Origin of the sequence: Rothia sp. 27098_8_29 (assembly GCF_041432785.1) — a bacterium.
Lineage (GTDB): Bacteria > Actinomycetota > Actinomycetes > Actinomycetales > Micrococcaceae > Rothia > Rothia mucilaginosa.
On sequence record NZ_JAPWAI010000011.1, the window covers coordinates 1 to 16,638 of the forward strand.

The 16,638-nt window shown below is 59.7% G+C and carries 15 protein-coding genes; 5 read left to right on the forward strand and 10 right to left on the reverse strand.

The window, feature by feature from the left end; all coding sequences use genetic code 11:
• The 3 genes from O3649_RS08725 to O3649_RS08735 all read left to right on the forward strand — a co-directional run.
• Window positions 1-609: response regulator transcription factor (locus tag O3649_RS08725; RefSeq protein WP_371573815.1), on the forward strand; the 609-nt coding region annotated here is incomplete at its 5' end.
• Window position 610: 1 nt separating this feature from the next.
• On the forward strand, window positions 611-2,110 hold the full coding sequence (locus O3649_RS08730; RefSeq protein WP_371573817.1) for an ATP-binding protein: 1,500 nt from the start codon (window positions 611-613) through the stop codon (window positions 2,108-2,110).
• Between the two features lie 401 nt (window positions 2,111-2,511).
• Window positions 2,512-2,802 (forward strand): WXG100 family type VII secretion target, encoded by a 291-nt coding sequence (locus O3649_RS08735; RefSeq protein WP_005504526.1) that lies wholly within the window; start codon window positions 2,512-2,514, stop codon window positions 2,800-2,802.
• A gap of 220 nt (window positions 2,803-3,022) precedes the next feature.
• Here O3649_RS08735 and O3649_RS08740 read toward each other — a convergent pair whose 3' ends face one another.
• Window positions 3,023-4,459: an RNase H family protein gene (locus tag O3649_RS08740; RefSeq protein ID WP_371573819.1), complete on the reverse strand. Its 1,437-nt coding sequence runs from the start codon at window positions 4,457-4,459 to the stop codon at window positions 3,023-3,025.
• Window positions 4,460-4,634: 175 nt separating this feature from the next.
• On the opposite strand from O3649_RS08740, the gene O3649_RS08745 reads away from it, so the two are divergent.
• Window positions 4,635-5,627: a 4'-phosphopantetheinyl transferase superfamily protein gene (locus O3649_RS08745; protein WP_371573821.1), complete on the forward strand. Its 993-nt coding sequence runs from the start codon at window positions 4,635-4,637 to the stop codon at window positions 5,625-5,627.
• A 107-nt stretch (window positions 5,628-5,734) separates the two neighbouring features.
• On the opposite strand, the gene O3649_RS08750 is transcribed toward O3649_RS08745, so the two are convergent.
• From O3649_RS08750 to O3649_RS08775, 6 genes are all read right to left on the reverse strand, one after another.
• Window positions 5,735-6,838, reverse strand: coding sequence for an isochorismate synthase MenF (locus O3649_RS08750; RefSeq protein WP_371573823.1), 1,104 nt, complete (start codon window positions 6,836-6,838; stop codon window positions 5,735-5,737).
• 63 nt (window positions 6,839-6,901) lie between these two features.
• Window positions 6,902-7,669, reverse strand: a complete 768-nt coding sequence (locus O3649_RS08755) for an SDR family oxidoreductase (protein WP_371573825.1) — start codon at window positions 7,667-7,669, stop codon at window positions 6,902-6,904.
• Window positions 7,666-8,367, reverse strand: coding sequence for an isochorismatase family protein (locus O3649_RS08760; protein WP_371573826.1), 702 nt, complete (start codon window positions 8,365-8,367; stop codon window positions 7,666-7,668). Before O3649_RS08760 ends, O3649_RS08755 begins: the two co-directional genes overlap by 4 nt.
• A gap of 306 nt (window positions 8,368-8,673) precedes the next feature.
• A complete protein-coding gene (locus O3649_RS08765) occupies window positions 8,674-10,083 on the reverse strand; it encodes an FAD-dependent oxidoreductase (protein WP_371573828.1) in 1,410 nt (469 codons plus the stop codon).
• Between the two features lie 245 nt (window positions 10,084-10,328).
• Window positions 10,329-11,333, reverse strand: a complete 1,005-nt coding sequence (locus O3649_RS08770; protein WP_371573830.1) for an NADP-dependent oxidoreductase — start codon at window positions 11,331-11,333, stop codon at window positions 10,329-10,331.
• A 58-nt stretch (window positions 11,334-11,391) separates the two neighbouring features.
• Window positions 11,392-11,826 (reverse strand): Rrf2 family transcriptional regulator, encoded by a 435-nt coding sequence (locus tag O3649_RS08775; RefSeq protein WP_371573832.1) that lies wholly within the window; start codon window positions 11,824-11,826, stop codon window positions 11,392-11,394.
• Between the two features lie 235 nt (window positions 11,827-12,061).
• On the opposite strand from O3649_RS08775, the gene O3649_RS08780 reads away from it, so the two are divergent.
• Complete coding sequence (locus O3649_RS08780; RefSeq protein ID WP_371573834.1) at window positions 12,062-12,574, forward strand: DinB family protein; 513 nt, start codon at window positions 12,062-12,064, stop codon at window positions 12,572-12,574.
• Between the two features lie 160 nt (window positions 12,575-12,734).
• Here the strand turns inward: O3649_RS08780 and O3649_RS08785 are convergent, their stop codons facing one another.
• The 3 genes from O3649_RS08785 to groEL all read right to left on the reverse strand — a co-directional run.
• On the reverse strand, window positions 12,735-14,033 hold the full coding sequence (locus O3649_RS08785) for a hypothetical protein (RefSeq protein ID WP_371573836.1): 1,299 nt from the start codon (window positions 14,031-14,033) through the stop codon (window positions 12,735-12,737).
• Between the two features lie 69 nt (window positions 14,034-14,102).
• Window positions 14,103-15,236 (reverse strand): 23S rRNA (uracil(747)-C(5))-methyltransferase RlmC, encoded by a 1,134-nt coding sequence (rlmC, locus tag O3649_RS08790; protein WP_371573840.1) that lies wholly within the window; start codon window positions 15,234-15,236, stop codon window positions 14,103-14,105.
• Between the two features lie 206 nt (window positions 15,237-15,442).
• On the reverse strand, window positions 15,443-16,638 hold a 1,196-nt coding region (gene groEL / locus O3649_RS08795), incomplete at its 5' end, for a chaperonin GroEL (protein ID WP_371573838.1).

Sequence of the window (16,638 nt, forward strand, 5' to 3'; positions counted from 1 at the left end):
ACCGCCGGCAACGGCCGCGAAGCCCTCGAAAAGGCGCACGCCGAAAACCCCGACCTCATCGTCCTGGACGTCATGATGCCCGGCATGGACGGCTTCGAGGTGACCCGCCGCCTGCGCGAAAACGGCACCACCACCCCCGTGCTCTTCCTGACCGCAAAGGACGCCACCGAGGACAAGGTGACCGGTCTGGGTGCCGGTGGTGACGACTACGTCACCAAGCCCTTCTCCCTCGACGAGGTGATCGCCCGCATCCGCGCCATTCTGCGCCGTAGCCGCAGCATCCAGGACGAGGACGACGCCGTACTGCGCGTTGACGCCCTCACCCTGAACGTGGACACCCACGAAGTGTTCCTCGGTGACGAAGAGATTGACCTCTCCCCCACCGAGTTCAACCTGCTGCACTACCTGATGCTCAACGCCAACCGCGTGCTGTCCAAGGCGCAGATTCTCGACCACGTGTGGGAGTACGACTTCAACGGCGACTCCTCCATCGTTGAGTCCTACATTTCGTACCTGCGCCGCAAGATCGACAACAACCGTGAAAACCACGAGCCGCTCATCCACACCAAGCGCGGTGTGGGCTACATGATTCGCGGTTCTCGAGGCTAACGTGGCGCTCAAACCCCTCGACCGGATCCCCCAGTCTCTTTCCCTTCGCACCCAGCTGGTGCTCATCACCTCCATGCTCATCGCCCTCTCCATCGCGGTGACGAGCCTGGTGGCGATTTCCGCTCTGCGCGCCCAGATGGTGCACCAGCTGGACGAAGAGATGAAGAACAGCGCCCCCTCACTCGTGCAGCTGGCGACCGTGCGCCCCTCCGGCAATCAGGAACAATCCCTGAGCACCTACCGCCTGTACCTGCTCGACAAGGACGGCAACGTACTGTACTCGCTCAAATCCGAGGACAGCGGTCAGTTCAGCGAGCCGGCACTGCAAGGCTGGACCGAAGAGAAGGTTCGCAAGCAAAACGAAGAGGCGGTCACCGTCAACTCGGTGGGCAGCTCCTCCGATTGGCGTGTGCTCGCCGTACCCATTGAATCGAAAGATTCTTCTGGGCTGACGGAGGCGGCATCCATGGTTATTGCCATGCCGCTGAAACAAACGAACCAGGTGGTCGCCCTCGTAGGTGTGCTGACCTTCGCGTTTGGTTTGGCGACTCTCGCCTCCGCGATTGCGATGACCTGGGTGATTGTGACCCGCACCTTCGAGCCGCTGGCTCGCGTGGAGCAGACCGCCGCCAAGATCGCTGCCGGTGACCTCTCTCAGCGTATTGAGGACTACAACCCCAGCAACGAGATCGGTAACCTCGCGGTTTCGCTGAACACGATGCTCACCCAGATTGAAATGCTCTTCAAAGCCCGCGAGAAGAGCGAGGCGAAAATGCGCCGCTTCGTGGGTGACGCTTCGCATGAGCTGCGCACCCCTCTGGTCAGTATTCGAGGCTACTCGGAGCTGTACCGTCAGGGCGCGCTACCGACCGATGAGGCTGTCGCTACCGCGATGAGCCGCATCGAATCGGAGTCCAAGCGTATGGGTCAGCTCGTGGAAGACCTGCTGACCCTGGCGCGTATTGATGAGCGCCGTGAATCCAAGCTGGCGCCCTTCGACCTGTTCAACCTGGCGGTGGACGCTAGCAACGACGCCTACGCTACGGCACCCGACCGTGCAGTGTCCCTGGTGGGTCTGAACGAAGAGGTGGCGCCGACCTCCGCAACCGTGCTCGGCGACGAATCACGCCTGCGTCAGGTCGTGGCGAACCTGCTAACCAACGCCATGCGCTATACCCCCGACGGTTCTCCCCTGGAGATTGCGGTGGGCGTGCGCGAAGAGGTTCCCGGCTTCCCGCTGTCCGTGCTGGAGGTGCGCGACCACGGCCCCGGTATTCACGGCGAGGACCGCGAGCGCGTCTTCGAGCGTTTCTACCGCACCGATGCTTCACGTTCGCGTGAAACCGGCGGTACGGGTCTGGGTCTGTCCATTGTGGCTGCGATTATCGAGCAGCATGAGGGCAGGATTCACATTGAAGAGACCGATGGTGGCGGCGCTACCTTCGTGATTTCTTTGCCGTTCTACCCGCCGCCCGTCTCGGATGATCAGCTGATGAAGTAGCACTGATGCATAAACCCCCGGATTGTGGAACTTGAGTGTTCTACGGTTCGGGGGTTTTGCTGTGCGCCGGAGGCGGGATGATAACTCGCGGCGGCGCGAGTAAAGAGAGCGCGAGTAAGAAGGAGCGGCGCGGCTAAAGAACAGCGGGAGCAACCGAGCGCGCGTCATGGCGGCGTCATTTTTGGGAGGGTTTTCGATTTTTTCGAGATGCTGGAGTGAATCTGACGGGTTTATCCACAGATTTATTTAATAATTATTTTTCGTCTCATTTGATGCATTTTGAAAGATATAGTGATAACAAGCTTCCGGTCAGGAACTCAACCCTTCCAGAGATCCAAACCCCAAGCGCCACCACGGGGCAACCGCCCCACATATCTCACATATCTCAAAGGAGAAAAACCATGGCACAGTTCAATGTCGATTCCGAAGTCATCGCAGCCAAGAGCGCACAGGCACGATCCTACGTCGCATCCATTACCGCAGACGTCAACGGTATGACCGCATCCCTGCACGATTTGCAGAGCTCCTGGACCGGCTCCGCATCCGCTAACTTCCAGGGCGTACTGGACCAGTGGCACGCAACCCAGCGCCAGGTCGAAGCATCCATCACCCAGATCAACGAGGCACTCACCCGCGCAGGCGTAAACTACGCAGACACCGAGCAGGCTAACGCCTCCATGTTCGTCGGCTAAGGGGTCAGGGCTACAGATTCTAAGGCCCACCCGCAGGCAGGCGGCAGACCGGGCAGCTAAAAGGTCCCGGCCGCACGGCACACCGCCTGCCAGATTCGCCAGAAGGCGGCGAATATCTATTGAGAAAACCCCGCCGCATCCTCGAAAGTGAGGATGCGGCGGGGTTTTATTGCACGGAAATTTTGAGAGCTCAGAAGCCCGTGAACCAGGCGATTGAACCTTATGCGGCGGGGGTCTCCTGGCGGAAACGCAGACGCCACAGGCCGCGCTCAGCATCGTAATGCCAGATGCTCGAACGGCTCACGCGACCACGCGCGGTCGCAACCGCCGCCATGACCAGCACGCTGGAAGAATCCAGCACCTGCACACCCTGCTTAAGCGGGCCACCCTGCTGAGTGAAGGCGCGTTCACGGTACTGCAGCACCGAGGAGCGGGACACCGACTTTCCGGTGGCGGTCACCCACACCAGACGCTCGTGCAGCATGGACTCCAGCTGCGCCGCCTCCATGACAGAGCCGCGGCTTTCGAGCAGCTGTTCTGCGGCGGCGGCTTCCTCAGGATTCAGGACAACGGGGTTCGGGGCAGGCGCGGCGGGAGCAACGGGCGCAGGCTCAGCGGGCTGAGCGGGAGCAGATGCGGGCGCTTCCTCCACGGGTGCCTCAACCTGAGCAGGCTCTACCACCTGCTCTTCTGCATGTTCTTCCGTCTCACCCAGAAGTTCCGCCGGGTCAACATCATTCGGGTCCATGCCCGCGAACTCTTCCAGACCGGTCAGGTCATCCTCTTCTTCCGCCTGCGCGGCGTTCGATGCCTGCTGAGCGGTCTCCTGCTGGCGCGCCAGCGCCTTTGCGTCACGCTCGGCGGCACGCTCTGCCGCGAGCGCCAGCTGCTCCTTGCGGGTGCGGACCGCCTCCGGATCGGGGGCGTTCACTGCGGAGGCGGGGCGCAGCAGACCGGACAGGCGCAGGCTCTCCACGCCGCGCTGGGCGTTCTCGATCTCGGCTGCGGTGAATTCCTGCACGGGCAGATGGGCGTCCGCGGAAGACTCGGAGGGCTCCGGCTCAGAGAACACAACCTCAGAGAGGGCAACGTCAGAGAGTGCAGGTTCTGCAACCGGAGCGTTCACAATCGGCACCCCAACAGCCACAGGCTCCACAACCGCAGTAGCGGGTTCAGCAGACGCACCGAAGCCGGGACCGTGCGCGGGTTCGCGGCCCTCCTGATAGGCGCGCGCAGCACCATTCGCCAGGGAATCCGCCTTCTCGTTGAGCTCGTGACCCGCGTGGCCCTTCACCCAAATAAACTCGTAGTCGCGGCCGGTCAGCGCCTGATCCAGCGCCTCCAGAAGGTCGCGGTTGAGCACGGGCTTGCCGTCAGACTTCTTCCAGCCCTTCTTCTTCCAGCCGGGCATCCACTTGGTCAGCGAGTTAATGACGTACTGGCTATCGCAGTACACGCGCAGCTTCGCCTCCGGGCGGGATGCGGTCGCCTCGAACAGGTCCAGGACAGCCTTGAGCTCACCCATATTGTTGGTGCCGTGCGCCCAGCCGCCGCTCGCCCAGTGGTCGTCGTCGATATACCATGCCCAGCCCGCCGGTCCGGGGTTGCCCAGCGCCGAGCCGTCTGCGGCGGCAATGATCTCTTGCGTGCTGTTCACGGTACCTTCTTTCTGTGCCGCCGCTCTATTGTGCGGGCGGCTGTCCGTAATGATGTCTGTGATGACTTTACCGCACCGGCGGCGAGGGTGTGTAGCGCACGGTCGCCACCGTGGACAACCTCAAGCAGCCTCGGACGCGCCCATTGCCGTAATGCCGGGCGGGTACACTAAACCTATGAGCTATTCTGCCCCCGAAACACCCAGCGCACAGCGCCCGGAGCGCCCTACCGCCCGCCCGAGCGAGCGCGTGCAGATTTTCGCTCTTCCCACCCGCACAATGTACGGTTCCCTGCGTTTTAGCTGGTTGAGCTACCTGGGGCTTGCTGAGCAGCAGCATGCGGCTCAGTTGCCGACCTCCACGGCGGCGGTCAGCTACCTGAGCACTCAGGCGCTCATGCGCGCTATGGCGGCGGCGCGTCTGGATGTGCCCTCCAGTGCCGCTTCTGAGATTGAGGTGGATCGTTCCTGCACCCTGTGCACCAGCGGTAAGAAGCACGGTAAGCCGCGTATTGCGGGCGTGAATTTCAATATGTCGCAGGTGAATCCGCTAGTCGTGGGTGCGTTTAGCCGTAACCCCTCGGCGGTGCTCGGCGTGGATGTTGAGACCCTGGATGCGCGCCTGTTCTCCGGTTTTGCGCGTCTGGCGCTCTCCACTGAAGAACGCGCGTTCTATGAGCGAGTGGCGCAGGAACGCCCCGCGCCCGTACTGCATCTGCTCTCTGTGGCGCTGTGGACCGCTAAGGAGGCGGTGCTCAAGGCGACTGGCCACGGCCTGAGCGTGGTGCCGTCCCTGGTTCGGGTGCAACTCACCGATGCACTGCTGGATGCGCTCGAACTTGCCATGAACGAGGAGATCCCGGGGGACCTTCTGGACAGCAACGCTCCCGAGCCGACCGCCCTGCGCGTACTGACTCAGGACAGCTTGACCGCCCAAGCGACCTTTAGCGCGCCCCATGTCGGTAATCAGGGCGGCGAGGTTGCCGAGCGGAGCTTTAGCTTGCAGTGGGTACCCGTGGCACTGCCCGACGCGGAGAACCCCGAGCACGCGCAGAAGATGCTCATCGCCCTGGCAGTGGAGAACCCTGCCGAGGGTGAGCCCGCGCAGGTTGAGGCTCAGCTTCTACCGGTGGCTACTCCCCTGGAGCTCAAGCGCCTGCTCACCGATTAGCCGCGCTCAATCCCCTAACACCTGATACAACGACTGAACGCGCCCGCCATGCCAGCGAGCGCGTTCCGTCGTTGTATTCTGCCTCGTCAAGGCGTTCGTGGCAGAACCTAAGGGGTATCTTCGCCCAGGGTGTCCACACCCAGGGCGCGGCCGAAGCTACCGAGCTTCGTACCGGTCTCCGTGTGTTCCAGCTCCGGGTCGGACTCAGCCACAATACCCGCACCCGCGTACAGCACCGCCTCGTCCGGGCTGACCTGGGCGCAACGCAGCACCAGCGCCCACTCGCCGTTACCCTCGGCGTCCATGTAGCCGACCAGGCCGCCAAAGTAGCGGCGTTCGAAAGACTCCAGCTGGCGAATCAGATCGAGTGCTTTCTCGGTGGGGGCACCGCAAATCGCGGGGGTCGGGTGGATTGCGCGGGCACCGTCCAGGCAGGTCAGCCCCTCCTTCAGCACACCGTCGATGGGGGTCGCCAGGTGCCAAAGCTGCGGGGTCTGCAGCAGCGAGGGCACCTGCGGCACGTTCAGCTCCTCGGCGATGGGTGCCAGGCGCTCGGCAATATCGTTGATGACGTAGGCGTGCTCGTGGCGGTCCTTCGGCGAGGCGAACAGGCGGTCACGAATCGCCTCGTCCTCGGCGCTACCGGGCTCGGCAATGCGCGGGGCACTACCGGCAAGCGGGTGGGTCTTGAAGGCGCGGCCCTCGGTGCGGAACACCAGCTCCGGGGAGGCACCCATCAGGTAGCTTCCGCTCATACCGCGCTCGCCGTCGGGCAGGCGCACCGCAAAGTTGAACGCGGAACGCTGCTGGGCGCGCAGGTTGTTGTACAGCGCCTCCAGGTTGAGAGCGCCGGGTGCGTAGCGGGCGGTGAGCACGCGCGAGAGCACAATTTTACTCAGTTCGCCCGCCTTCATGCGCTCCACGGCGGTCGCCACGGCGGCACGGAACCGGTCGTTCTGCCGGCCGGTGACCGATACCGGTTCGGCAAGCGCCACGGTCTGCTCGGGGACCGGCACCTGCTGCTCCTCCATGCGTTCAGGCACGAAGAGGTAGGCGGGCATATCAGGGTCAAAAGGAATCAGACCCACGACGGCGCTACCGGCACGTTTCGCCTCGTCCAGGGCATTATCGAAGGTTACAGGGGTCATCGCACCGGATGCGCGCAGAACGCGGGTGCCGGTAGCAAAGATAAAGTCGGGAAGGTTCGTCATCGTACTTCTATCAGTGGTGTGCGGGTTCGCGCCGGGCATCTAAACGCCGGACGCGGGGTGCCGTTAGAGGGTCGCGCCGCCGTCGGCGACAATCTCCTGCATGGTGATGTGGCGTGCTGCCTCCGAAATGAGGAAAGCATTGACCGCCGCAATATCTGCCGGGTCGGCAATACGGCGCAGCGGAATGCCCAGGCGGAACGTTTCCGGATTACCGGCAACCGGCAGGGCGGAGCGGTCCTCACCCTCCCAGGCGTCAGTCACCATGGGGGTTCGGGTGGTGCCGGGGCAAACCGAGTTCACGCGAATACCGTGCGCGGCAAGCTGCAGACCGAAGCTGGAACTCACCCGCGCCGCCGACGCCTTCGATGCACCGTAGGCGCCAAACTCCGCGCGGGGCACACGCGCCGCATTGGAAGCGACCGTCACCAGGGAGCGGCTGTTCGCCGGGTCGCTTTCCTGCTGGGCAATCATGATGCGCGCGAATTCGCGCAGGCACAGGAACACTCCGTCGGAGTTGACCGCGTGCAGGCGCTTCCAGGTATCGAAACTGGTTTCCAGCAACGGCTGGCTGTGGGCGATGCCCGCGGCGAGCACCGCGCCGGTGATGGGTTCGTCGAGTGCCGCTACAGCGTTGGCGAGGGCGGTGACGGACTCTTCGCTCGTAACGTCTACGGCGCGGTAGCGGAAGATCGCATCCCCGTAGGTACCGAAGGAGGCAATGGGCTGCTCCGCGAGGTCAGCCGCAAACACCGAATAGCCGTTCTTGATGAGTTGGTGGACGGTTGCCTCACCAATACCGCCGTTCGCGCCGGTCACAATGACCCAGCTCATGCGCGCGCCTCCTCAGCAGTCTCAGCCTTCTCAGCACCTTCTGCAGCATGCAGGTCAGCGAGTACATCGGCGGTGTTCAGCACGCGGGCGCAACGACCCGAAGCGTACTCGCACGCTATGCGGTGCTCCTCCTCCGAGAAGTCGGCGAGCGCATCCGCAACCATGAACGGCTGAATGTCACGCATGAACGCCTCTAGGGCGGTGGTCAGGCAGCCAATGTGCGCGTACACGCCGCCGATAATGAGCTGGTCGCGGCCAGACTCCTTGAGCAGGTCTTCGAAGGGGCTGCGCACGAACGCGGAGTAGCGCCACTTGGTCAGCACGGTGTCGCGGTCGGTGGGTGCCAGTTCGTCGAGCACGCGGGCGGACTCGTCGTTCTGCAGGCCGTCGCCCCAGAAGTCGATGAGCAGGCGGCGGTCTTCGGGGTTCTGGCGCGGCGGCTGCGCGGTGTAGTAGACCGGGATTCCGGCGGCGTGGGCGGCGTCAATGAGGCGGCGTAGGTTCCGAATGGCGATGTTGATCTGGGCGTCCGGGTTGTCGTTACCCTCACCCAGGTTGGCCCCTTCGAAAGCCTGGACGAAGTGTACCTGCATGTCGTGCATGAGCAGTACAGCGCGGGAGGGGTCCACGGGCCAGCTCACTCGGTTGCTGTGTTCACGGTCGACGTAGGTGTAGGGCTTAATTTTGGGCAGTGCCATGATTCTCCCGGTTCGTGCCTTTGGTTTTCGGTTGTATGCGCGGCGCAGGCGGTGCGCTGTGGTGGGTGTAGCCGCGAGTGGGTATCTCTTCCGAGCCCTCTCGCGCTGACCACCCAATCGGTGAGCTTGCGCTTATCTCATAACCATCTTAGGGCATGCTTAGCTACTAGGTATATATGAGCCTTAACAAAAATGCTTCCCCACCCGCACCCCCGTTGATAGCACAACGGACGGAACGGGCAGGGAAGCACTCAGACAAGCAGAAACGCTATACAAACCGCGAATTCAGCCGCGATTCTAGTTCAACTAGTTCACGGGCGCCGCGACGGCAAGAACCTCATTCAGACCCTCAGTAATCGAGGGGTGAGTGTAAATCTCATCGCGCAGCTGCGAAGCAGTAATGCCGTGGCGCATCGCCAGAGCCACCAGGTTAATAACCTCCATGGACTCGATCACCAGCAGCTGGGCACCCAGAATCTGATCGGTCTGCGCGTCAATCACGAACTTCATGATGCCGCGCGGGTTCTCCTGGGTCTTCGCGCGCGGCATCGCGGCAACCGCGGCAACCGGCTTCGAAGCGACCTTCACCTTGTGGCCAGCCTCGATTGCCTCACGCTCGGTCAGGCCTACGGAAGACAGCGGCGGGTTCATGTAGATGGTCGAAGCCACTGCCTTGCGGTCCTTGGTGGAGCGGGAACCGTCACCGACCAGCTGGGAGAGCACCACGCGGTAGTCATCCATGGAGATGTAGGTGAACTGCGGGCCGCCGTTCACGTCACCGAGCGCGAAAATGTTCGGCACGGTGCTGCGCAGGTGCTCATCCACGACAATTGCGCCGCGATCGTTGGTTTCGATGCTGGTGTTCTCCAGGCCCAGATCCTCGGTGGCGGGCTTGCGACCGGTCGCAACCATTACGTAGTCCACCTCCAGCTGCTGGGTAGCACCCTCGGAGTCGAGGTAGGTCACGGTCACCGAGTCAGCGCCGTCCTTGAAGGACTGCACACGCACGCCGGTGTGAGCGGTAATGTCCTGGTCTGCGATAATCTCGCGGGCAACCTGGGCAACATCCTCGTCGTAGCGGCCGAAGAGGGCGGGTGCACCGTCCAGAATGGTCACCTCGGTACCGTAGGAGGAGAAAATACCGGCAAACTCAACACCGATGGGGCCGCCACCGATAATGCCCAGACGCTTGGGGCGCGGGGTGAGCTTCTGCAGCTCGGTGGAGGTGAGCACACGCTCAGATTCGCGGATACCCTCAATCGGCGGGATAACCGACACGGCACCGGTGTTGACGATGAAGTAGTCGGCGGTAACGCGCAGGGTGTCCTCGCCCGCGGTGACCTCAACCTCGGTGTCGGAGATGAAACGTGCGTGACCGTCAATGAGCTTAGCGGTCTCGTTGGATAGCAGGATCTCGCGGTTCTTGGCGCGCATCATGCCGGTCAGCTTGTCACGGAAAACCACGGCGGATTCGTAAGCAGCGTTTGCTTCTTCAAGGCTGCGCTCGCCGCTGGCGCGGAACTCGTCGGCGCGGTGCACGAGCGCCTTGGTGGGTACGCAACCGATGTTGATGCAGGTGCCGCCGTACATGCCGGTGGACTGTTCGATGAGGGCAACGTTCTTACCGGTCTTGGCGTATGCGCCGGCGAGGGTCTTGCCGCCCTTGCCGAAGCCGATGACGACCATGTCAAAGTGCAACTGAGCGGGGGTGGTCATAATATTCTCCTGTGAAATTTAGATGATGATGTCTTCACAGAGTTCAACGGGAAGAAGTGAGTATTATTCCCGCGCGCCACATTTTTTCTTGACCCCACCCACCGCTAGGGCATAAGCATGACCAGCGGAATATCCGAGTTGCCTTCGCCGAGTTCTCGGTAGGCAATCTTCTGGTTGTTGACGGTGATGTGGCGGGTGGGAGTTTCGAGGTAAGACACGATTCTTCTTTTCGTTGAGTGAGGCGCTTATGCGGTGAAGGAGATGACGGTCTTGCCATTGGAGCGGCCGTTAGCGACCTTGTCCAGGGCGGCATTGACGTCTTCGAAGGGGAAGACAGTGTCGATGGAGGGCTTAATCTGACGCTCAGCGAAGATGTCAGCAACCTGCTGCAGCTGCGCGCCGTTAGATTCGACGAAGATGAAGTGGTAGGTCACGCCGTACTTCTGCGCCTTGCGGTCCATGGTGCGACCTGCCGCGCCGAAGAGCAGCTGCTTCCAGAAGGGCATGCCCATGCGCTGTGCGAATGCCTTGTTGGGCATGCCGCGCAGGGAGACGAGCTGACCGCCGGGCGCCATGATGCTCATCTGCTTTTCAGTCTCGTCGCCGCCGAGGGTGTCGAGCACGTAGTCGATACCGCTGAGGGTTTCAGCGTAGTTTTCGGTCTTGTAGTCGATGAAGCGGTCAGCACCAAGACCCAGCACGCGCTCCTTACCGGAGGCGCTACCGTTAGTGATGACGGTCAGGCCCTTAGCCTTTGCCAGGGGAATTGCCATGGCACCCACACCGCCGGTACCGCCGGAGATGAAGATGGTCTTGCCGGGCTGGGCGCCCATCAGGTCGAATGCCTGCATGACGGTCAGGGCGGTCAGGGGAACGCCCGCCGCTTCTTCGTCGCTGAGGTATTCGGGTACGCGAGCCAGGGCGGCCGCATCCACGGCTACGTATTCTGCGAAAGCGCCGATGCTGTTCAGCGGCAGGCGGGCGAAGACGCGCTCGCCGACATTGAAGGAGGTGACGCCTTCGCCGAGGGCTTCTACGCGGCCGACGATTTCGTTGCCTGCGATCTGGGGCAGTGCGTAGGGGGTGATGAGCTTGACTTCACCGCGGGAAATCATGTTGTCGAGGGGGTTGACGCCTGCGGTGCTGATCTTGACGAGTACCTGCCGTGCGGCGGGGCGGGGTGCGGGTACGTCGGTGACGGTGAGGGCGATGTTGTTCTTGTTGTAAGAAACGATCTGTGCTGCCTTCATGAGGTGTCCTTTCGGGTGTGGTGTTATTCGGTAAGTTCTGGTGCCGTATTTGAGCCGGTTATGCGGGAGGGGTTTTTCCTGCCGCGGTGTAGAGGTTTGTGATGACGTTGCGCAGGCTTTGCAGTGCGAGGTCTTGAGCCAGGTGCCGCTGGGTTTCTTCGAAGATGGGGTTGACCGCCTGGAGGATGTGGGCACCGACCGGGCATTCTTCGTTCGCGTTGTGATGCGTGTGGAAGAGGTTGATGCTGCGGCTTTCCTGGACGGCGAGGTAGATGTCGAGGAGGCTAATGTTCTCTGCCGGGCGGGTGAGCTGGTAGCCGGGTTTGCCGCGCTGGGAGCTGAGGATGTCTGCCTTTTTGAGGAGGGTGATGATTTTGCGGATGTAGCTGGCGTTGGTGCCGACGCTACGCGCGAGGTCTTCGGAGCTGAGCGTTTTTTCGCTTTCGCTGATCATCGTTAGGACGTGTAGTGCTACCGAGAATTTGGTGTCCATGTCCCCTCCTGGGTTGTGTGCCGCATACCTTAGTTGTATCCGTATCGGGTACAAGTACAACTATGACAGCAAAAACTTACACCGTCAAGTTTTATATCTACGACGTGCGCCATAAACACAAAGACTCCTCTCTCCTTCCACAGTCACCCCTCAGCCCGCGCGGGCGTAGACTAAAACTACCCGGCTCCCTACAAGAAGCCGGCCTAAAGGAAGCCAGCAAAATCAGGAGGATTCCATGAAAACCCACGATATTCTGCGTGACGCCGCCAGCCGCCCCGGCATCGAAGCCGCCGTAGCCGTCAAGGGGCTATCAGCTGAGGCACTCAACGCCCACCCGGGCGGGCACCCGAACTCTATCGCCTGGCTGCTCTGGCACGCCGGACGACAAATGGACATGCAGCTCTCCGCCCTGAACGGTCAGCCGCAGGTCTGGGAGGCTCAGGGCTTCAGGGAACGCTTCAACCTGGGCGAGCTGGGCGACACCATGGGCTACGGCCACACCGCCGAGCAGGCACGCTCCATCGTGGTTGAAGATTCTGCGCTACTGGTGGAGTACCTTGTGGCGACCGGCGAGGCGCTCGCAGCCTACGCACAGACGCTGAGCGAGGCTGATTTGAGCGAGGTTATTGACCGTTCCTGGACTCCGCCGGTGACTCGCGGTGTGCGCCTAATCAGCATGATTGACGACGCGGCACAGCACGTGGGTCAGGTGGCGTACGTGGCGGGTATTCTCGCGGCACAGGATTAAGAGCGGAGAGCTAAACCGCGCCCCAAGAATAGGCACGAAAAAGCGGTGGCGCCTCGGACACAACCGTCCGAGATGCCACCGCTCTTATACATAGCCAGTCCTAAAAACCTAGATTACATTCGTCTATAGATATAAACGACTTTCCACCCAGTTAGATGACTTATTGCTTTTCTTTTTGAAGAACCCTTACAAGGACTTTCTCCATTCTTGACGAGTAAAGGTACTTCCTAATGGCGTCACTTCCACGCTTTAACGAGTACAACAGTTCGAGCTTTTTATATATGTCACTAGCCAAGATAGAGGACTCCTGTTTACGCTCCTCTTCAAACATTTCTTTATTAATATCATATGGCAATTCAGTCATCGCAGAAATATAATCTTCAACCCCAGAACGCGTATAAAATGACCAATGAACTTTCTTGGAATCCGTTAGTGACAGCAGGTCCCAATAAAGCTCCCACAAATCGTAATCCCTACAAGCAAGCATCCTAGAATATCTATGCAATTTATCACTCAATAGACCATTAACGATTTGAGTAAAATCATCAGCCTCGGGCAACTCAATAAATTGAAAATTATCATTTTTTCTCATGATAAAATGAGTACTACCTGTCAATGAAGCGTAATTAGGAGCCTTTTTCTTCATCCTTGAAGAGATAATTGATTTTTGAACTCTTATAACATAATCATAATTATTTGATACATTGTACAAATTCCTATCAATCCATAACATCAAACCTTCATAAAGCAACACAGTCTCTTCGAGGTGTTTACTGCTTTCTTTATCAATAATCTTTCGAACATCGCGCTTCTGGCTATAAAAATAGAAGAAAAAAACTGTAGGCACCAAGGCTAGCAATGTGGCCACTAGAGGCAACTTTGAAAGCAAGTCCAGCAAGTCAACTCTAATACTCAATGATTGAAGTATTAATTTTTGAGCCCCATCCGTCGATATATTAGATAAACTAAAAATACCCAAGGAGACGCACGAAAGAGCCAGAGAAGTTAGCACAGGGACACCAATTAGAAATTTAAATATTGCGACTATATTGCGATAAATCGAGGCCTTATTCAATCCTTTCCAAACCTTATTTTCATTTGGATACCCGTATGTTATCTGCCCCAAATTTAGAAATCTATAAACCCTAGTCACCAGATAATTAAATCGCACCGTAAAGAGGGCACGACCTATCTTCTCATTGCAGACCGCGCGCTCACCTACATCTTCCAACTTTAAAGAGGTAGATAAATACAATTTCCTCAGGATAATTTCATATAATAATAAGTATATAATTAATATTATTAGATAATAGATAGCAAATTCTAGAATGCTTGCCAAGTCCCCCTGGGTTTCTGACCCAGAGAGAAATTTTCTAACATCTTTGAGTGGAAAAATTATTGCAATTGCAACAAATGGAACCAGGGCAATTATTTGCCTAGCGATTTTAGAAAATAACATATATTTAATCCGCTCCCGAAAATTAGAATACCGATTCTTAAGATATTTAATATTCCATAGTAAAAGCCGCTACTGCCTCTGCAGCAGCACCATGACCTCGTAGTGGTCCGTATGCGGGAACATGTCCAGCACGCGGCCCTGCACCGGCGCATACGCGGGCATGCGCTCTAGGTCCTTCGCCAAAGTCACCGCATTACAGCTCGAATACACCACACGGTCAATACCCGAACCCTCAATCCACGCGCACAAGCTCTCACCAATACCGCGGCGCGGCGGGTTCACCACCAGCATCTGCGGCACCGTGCCCGAAGACACCGCGAACTCCGGTGCATCCTGAGCCGAAAAGTCCACGCCCTCAAGCCCATACTCAGCGACCGTGCGCTGCGCCGAAGCGACCGCCTCCGCACTAATCTCAATACCCGTCACCGAGCCGCCATCCATCACCGAAGCGGCATGCAGAGCAAAACCACCCACGCCGCAGTACAGGTCCCACAGCGAGCGCGGAGCCACCTCACGCACCCACTCACGGCCCTGCGCGTACATCGCCTCCGCAACCTTCGTGTTCGTCTGGAAGAAGCTCTGCGGACGCAAATGCAGAGTCAGGTCATTCACCTGCATCGGCAGGGTCTGACGCTCCGAAAGGATAATCTCCTCATCGCCCTCGACGCGCGCCACCGGCTCACGCAGCAGGTTCACCGACAGCACCGCCAGGTTCGGCAGCCGCTCCTGCAGCCAGTCCATCTGGCGGCGAATCGGCACCAGCAGCTTCTTCGAACGCAGCACGAAACGCACCATCAGCTCGCCCGCCGCCGAAGCCGTCACCAGAATATTCTTCAGCTCACCGCGACGATTCGGAATGTCATAGGGCGTCAGGTCCGCGCGCTGAATCAGCTCACGCAGCACCGGAATAGCCGCCTGAATCGGCTCCATATAGAGCGGGCATTCGCCAAGATCCGTGGAGGTGCCCGTACGGTAATCCACGATGCCGAGGGTCGGGTTCTTCGCCGAACCGCCCACCACGAGCTTCGCCTTGTTGCGGAAACCCGCCTCCGCACTGGTCACCGGATCCAGCCACTGCAGTTGCGGGTGGGCGGCAAGCAGGGCGCGGGCATGCTCCTGCTTCGCCTGCACCTGCGCGGTGTAGGCGGTCTCAATGCTGGGGCAGGAGGAGCAGAGGTCATCACGAAAATAGGCGCATTCCATAAGGAGCCATTCTACCGCCTCCACCGCCGGGACAGGACGCATGGGCACACAAAAGCGGGGGCGGCCACCCTTCATGGTAGCCGCCCCCGCCTCATACGGATGCGTGGACCTGCGCCGGTTTGGGTACCAGCGTTAGGTCACCACCGGGTCACGCTTCGCGTGCCACGGATTCCGTAGAAATTTACCCCATCAGGGATAAATTTCTACTACATCATGCCTGCCATGCCGTCCGCACCGGGAGCGGCCGCACCAGCGGGCTCCGGCTTGTTCGCAACAACAGCCTCAGTGGTCAGGAACAGACCAGCAATAGACGCAGCGTTCTGCAGAGCCGAACGGGTCACCTTCACCGGGTCAGCAATACCGGCAGCCATCAGGTCCTCGTACTCGCCGGTCGCAGCGTTCAGGCCGGTACCAGCAGGCAGGGAACGAACGCGGTCAACCACAACGCCCGGCTCCAGGCCAGCGTTAGCAGCAATCTGCTTCAGCGGTGCGTCAATAGCCACGCGCACAATGTTCGCGCCGGTAGCCTCGTCACCGGTCAGCTCCAGCTTGTCGAAGACCTTTACGCCAGCCTGAATCAGAGCAACGCCACCACCGGGGACGATACCCTCCTCAACAGCAGCCTTAGCGTTACGCACAGCATCTTCAATGCGGTGCTTGCGTTCCTTCAGCTCAACCTCAGTTGCGGCACCAGCCTTCAGCACAGCAACGCCACCGGCGAGCTTAGCCAGGCGCTCCTGCAGCTTCTCACGGTCGTAGTCGGAGTCAGAGTTAGCGATCTCTGCGCGAATCTGAGCCACGCGACCCTCGATAGCTGCTGCATCGCCTGCACCCTCGATGATGGTGGTCTCGTCCTTGGTCACAACGACCTTGCGAGCGGAACCGAGCATGTCCAGGGTTGCTGCGTCCAGGGACAGGCCAACCTCTTCGGTAATGACCTGGCCACCGGTCAGGATAGCAATGTCAGCCATCTGAGCCTTACGGCGGTCACCGAAGCCCGGAGCCTTCACAGCCACGGACTTGATGGAGCCGCGCATCTTGTTTAGCACCAGCAGAGCCAGAGCCTCACCCTCAACGTCCTCAGCAACAATCAGCAGCGGCTTGCCGGACTGCATGACCTTCTCCAGGACGGGAACGAGGTCCTTAACGTTCGAAATCTTCTGGTTCACAACCAGGATGTAGGGGTCCTCCAGGACTGCTTCCTGACGCTCCGGGTCGGTCACGAAGTAACCGGACAGGAAGCCCTTGTCGAAGCGCATACCCTCAGTCAGTTCGAGGTGCAGACCGAAAGTGTTGGAGTCCTCAACGGTGATGACGCCTTCCTTGCCGACCTTCTCCATTGCCTCAGCAATGAGCTTGCCGATCTCAGCGTCGCCAGCGGAAATAGACGCGGTTGCAGCGA

Coding starts and splice junctions, on each gene's coding strand:
- O3649_RS08735 (WP_005504526.1), top strand. CDS start 2,512: ATGGCACAGTTCAATGTCGATTCCGAAGTCATCGCAGCCAAGAGCGCA.
- O3649_RS08745 (WP_371573821.1), top strand. CDS start 4,635: ATGAGCTATTCTGCCCCCGAAACACCCAGCGCACAGCGCCCGGAGCGC.
- O3649_RS08750 (WP_371573823.1), bottom strand. CDS start 6,838: ATGACGAACCTTCCCGACTTTATCTTTGCTACCGGCACCCGCGTTCTG.
- O3649_RS08755 (WP_371573825.1), bottom strand. CDS start 7,669: ATGAGCTGGGTCATTGTGACCGGCGCGAACGGCGGTATTGGTGAGGCA.
- O3649_RS08760 (WP_371573826.1), bottom strand. CDS start 8,367: ATGGCACTGCCCAAAATTAAGCCCTACACCTACGTCGACCGTGAACAC.
- O3649_RS08765 (WP_371573828.1), bottom strand. CDS start 10,083: ATGACCACCCCCGCTCAGTTGCACTTTGACATGGTCGTCATCGGCTTC.
- O3649_RS08770 (WP_371573830.1), bottom strand. CDS start 11,333: ATGAAGGCAGCACAGATCGTTTCTTACAACAAGAACAACATCGCCCTC.
- O3649_RS08775 (WP_371573832.1), bottom strand. CDS start 11,826: ATGGACACCAAATTCTCGGTAGCACTACACGTCCTAACGATGATCAGC.
- O3649_RS08780 (WP_371573834.1), top strand. CDS start 12,062: ATGAAAACCCACGATATTCTGCGTGACGCCGCCAGCCGCCCCGGCATC.
- O3649_RS08785 (WP_371573836.1), bottom strand. CDS start 14,033: ATGTTATTTTCTAAAATCGCTAGGCAAATAATTGCCCTGGTTCCATTT.
- rlmC (WP_371573840.1), bottom strand. CDS start 15,236: ATGGAATGCGCCTATTTTCGTGATGACCTCTGCTCCTCCTGCCCCAGC.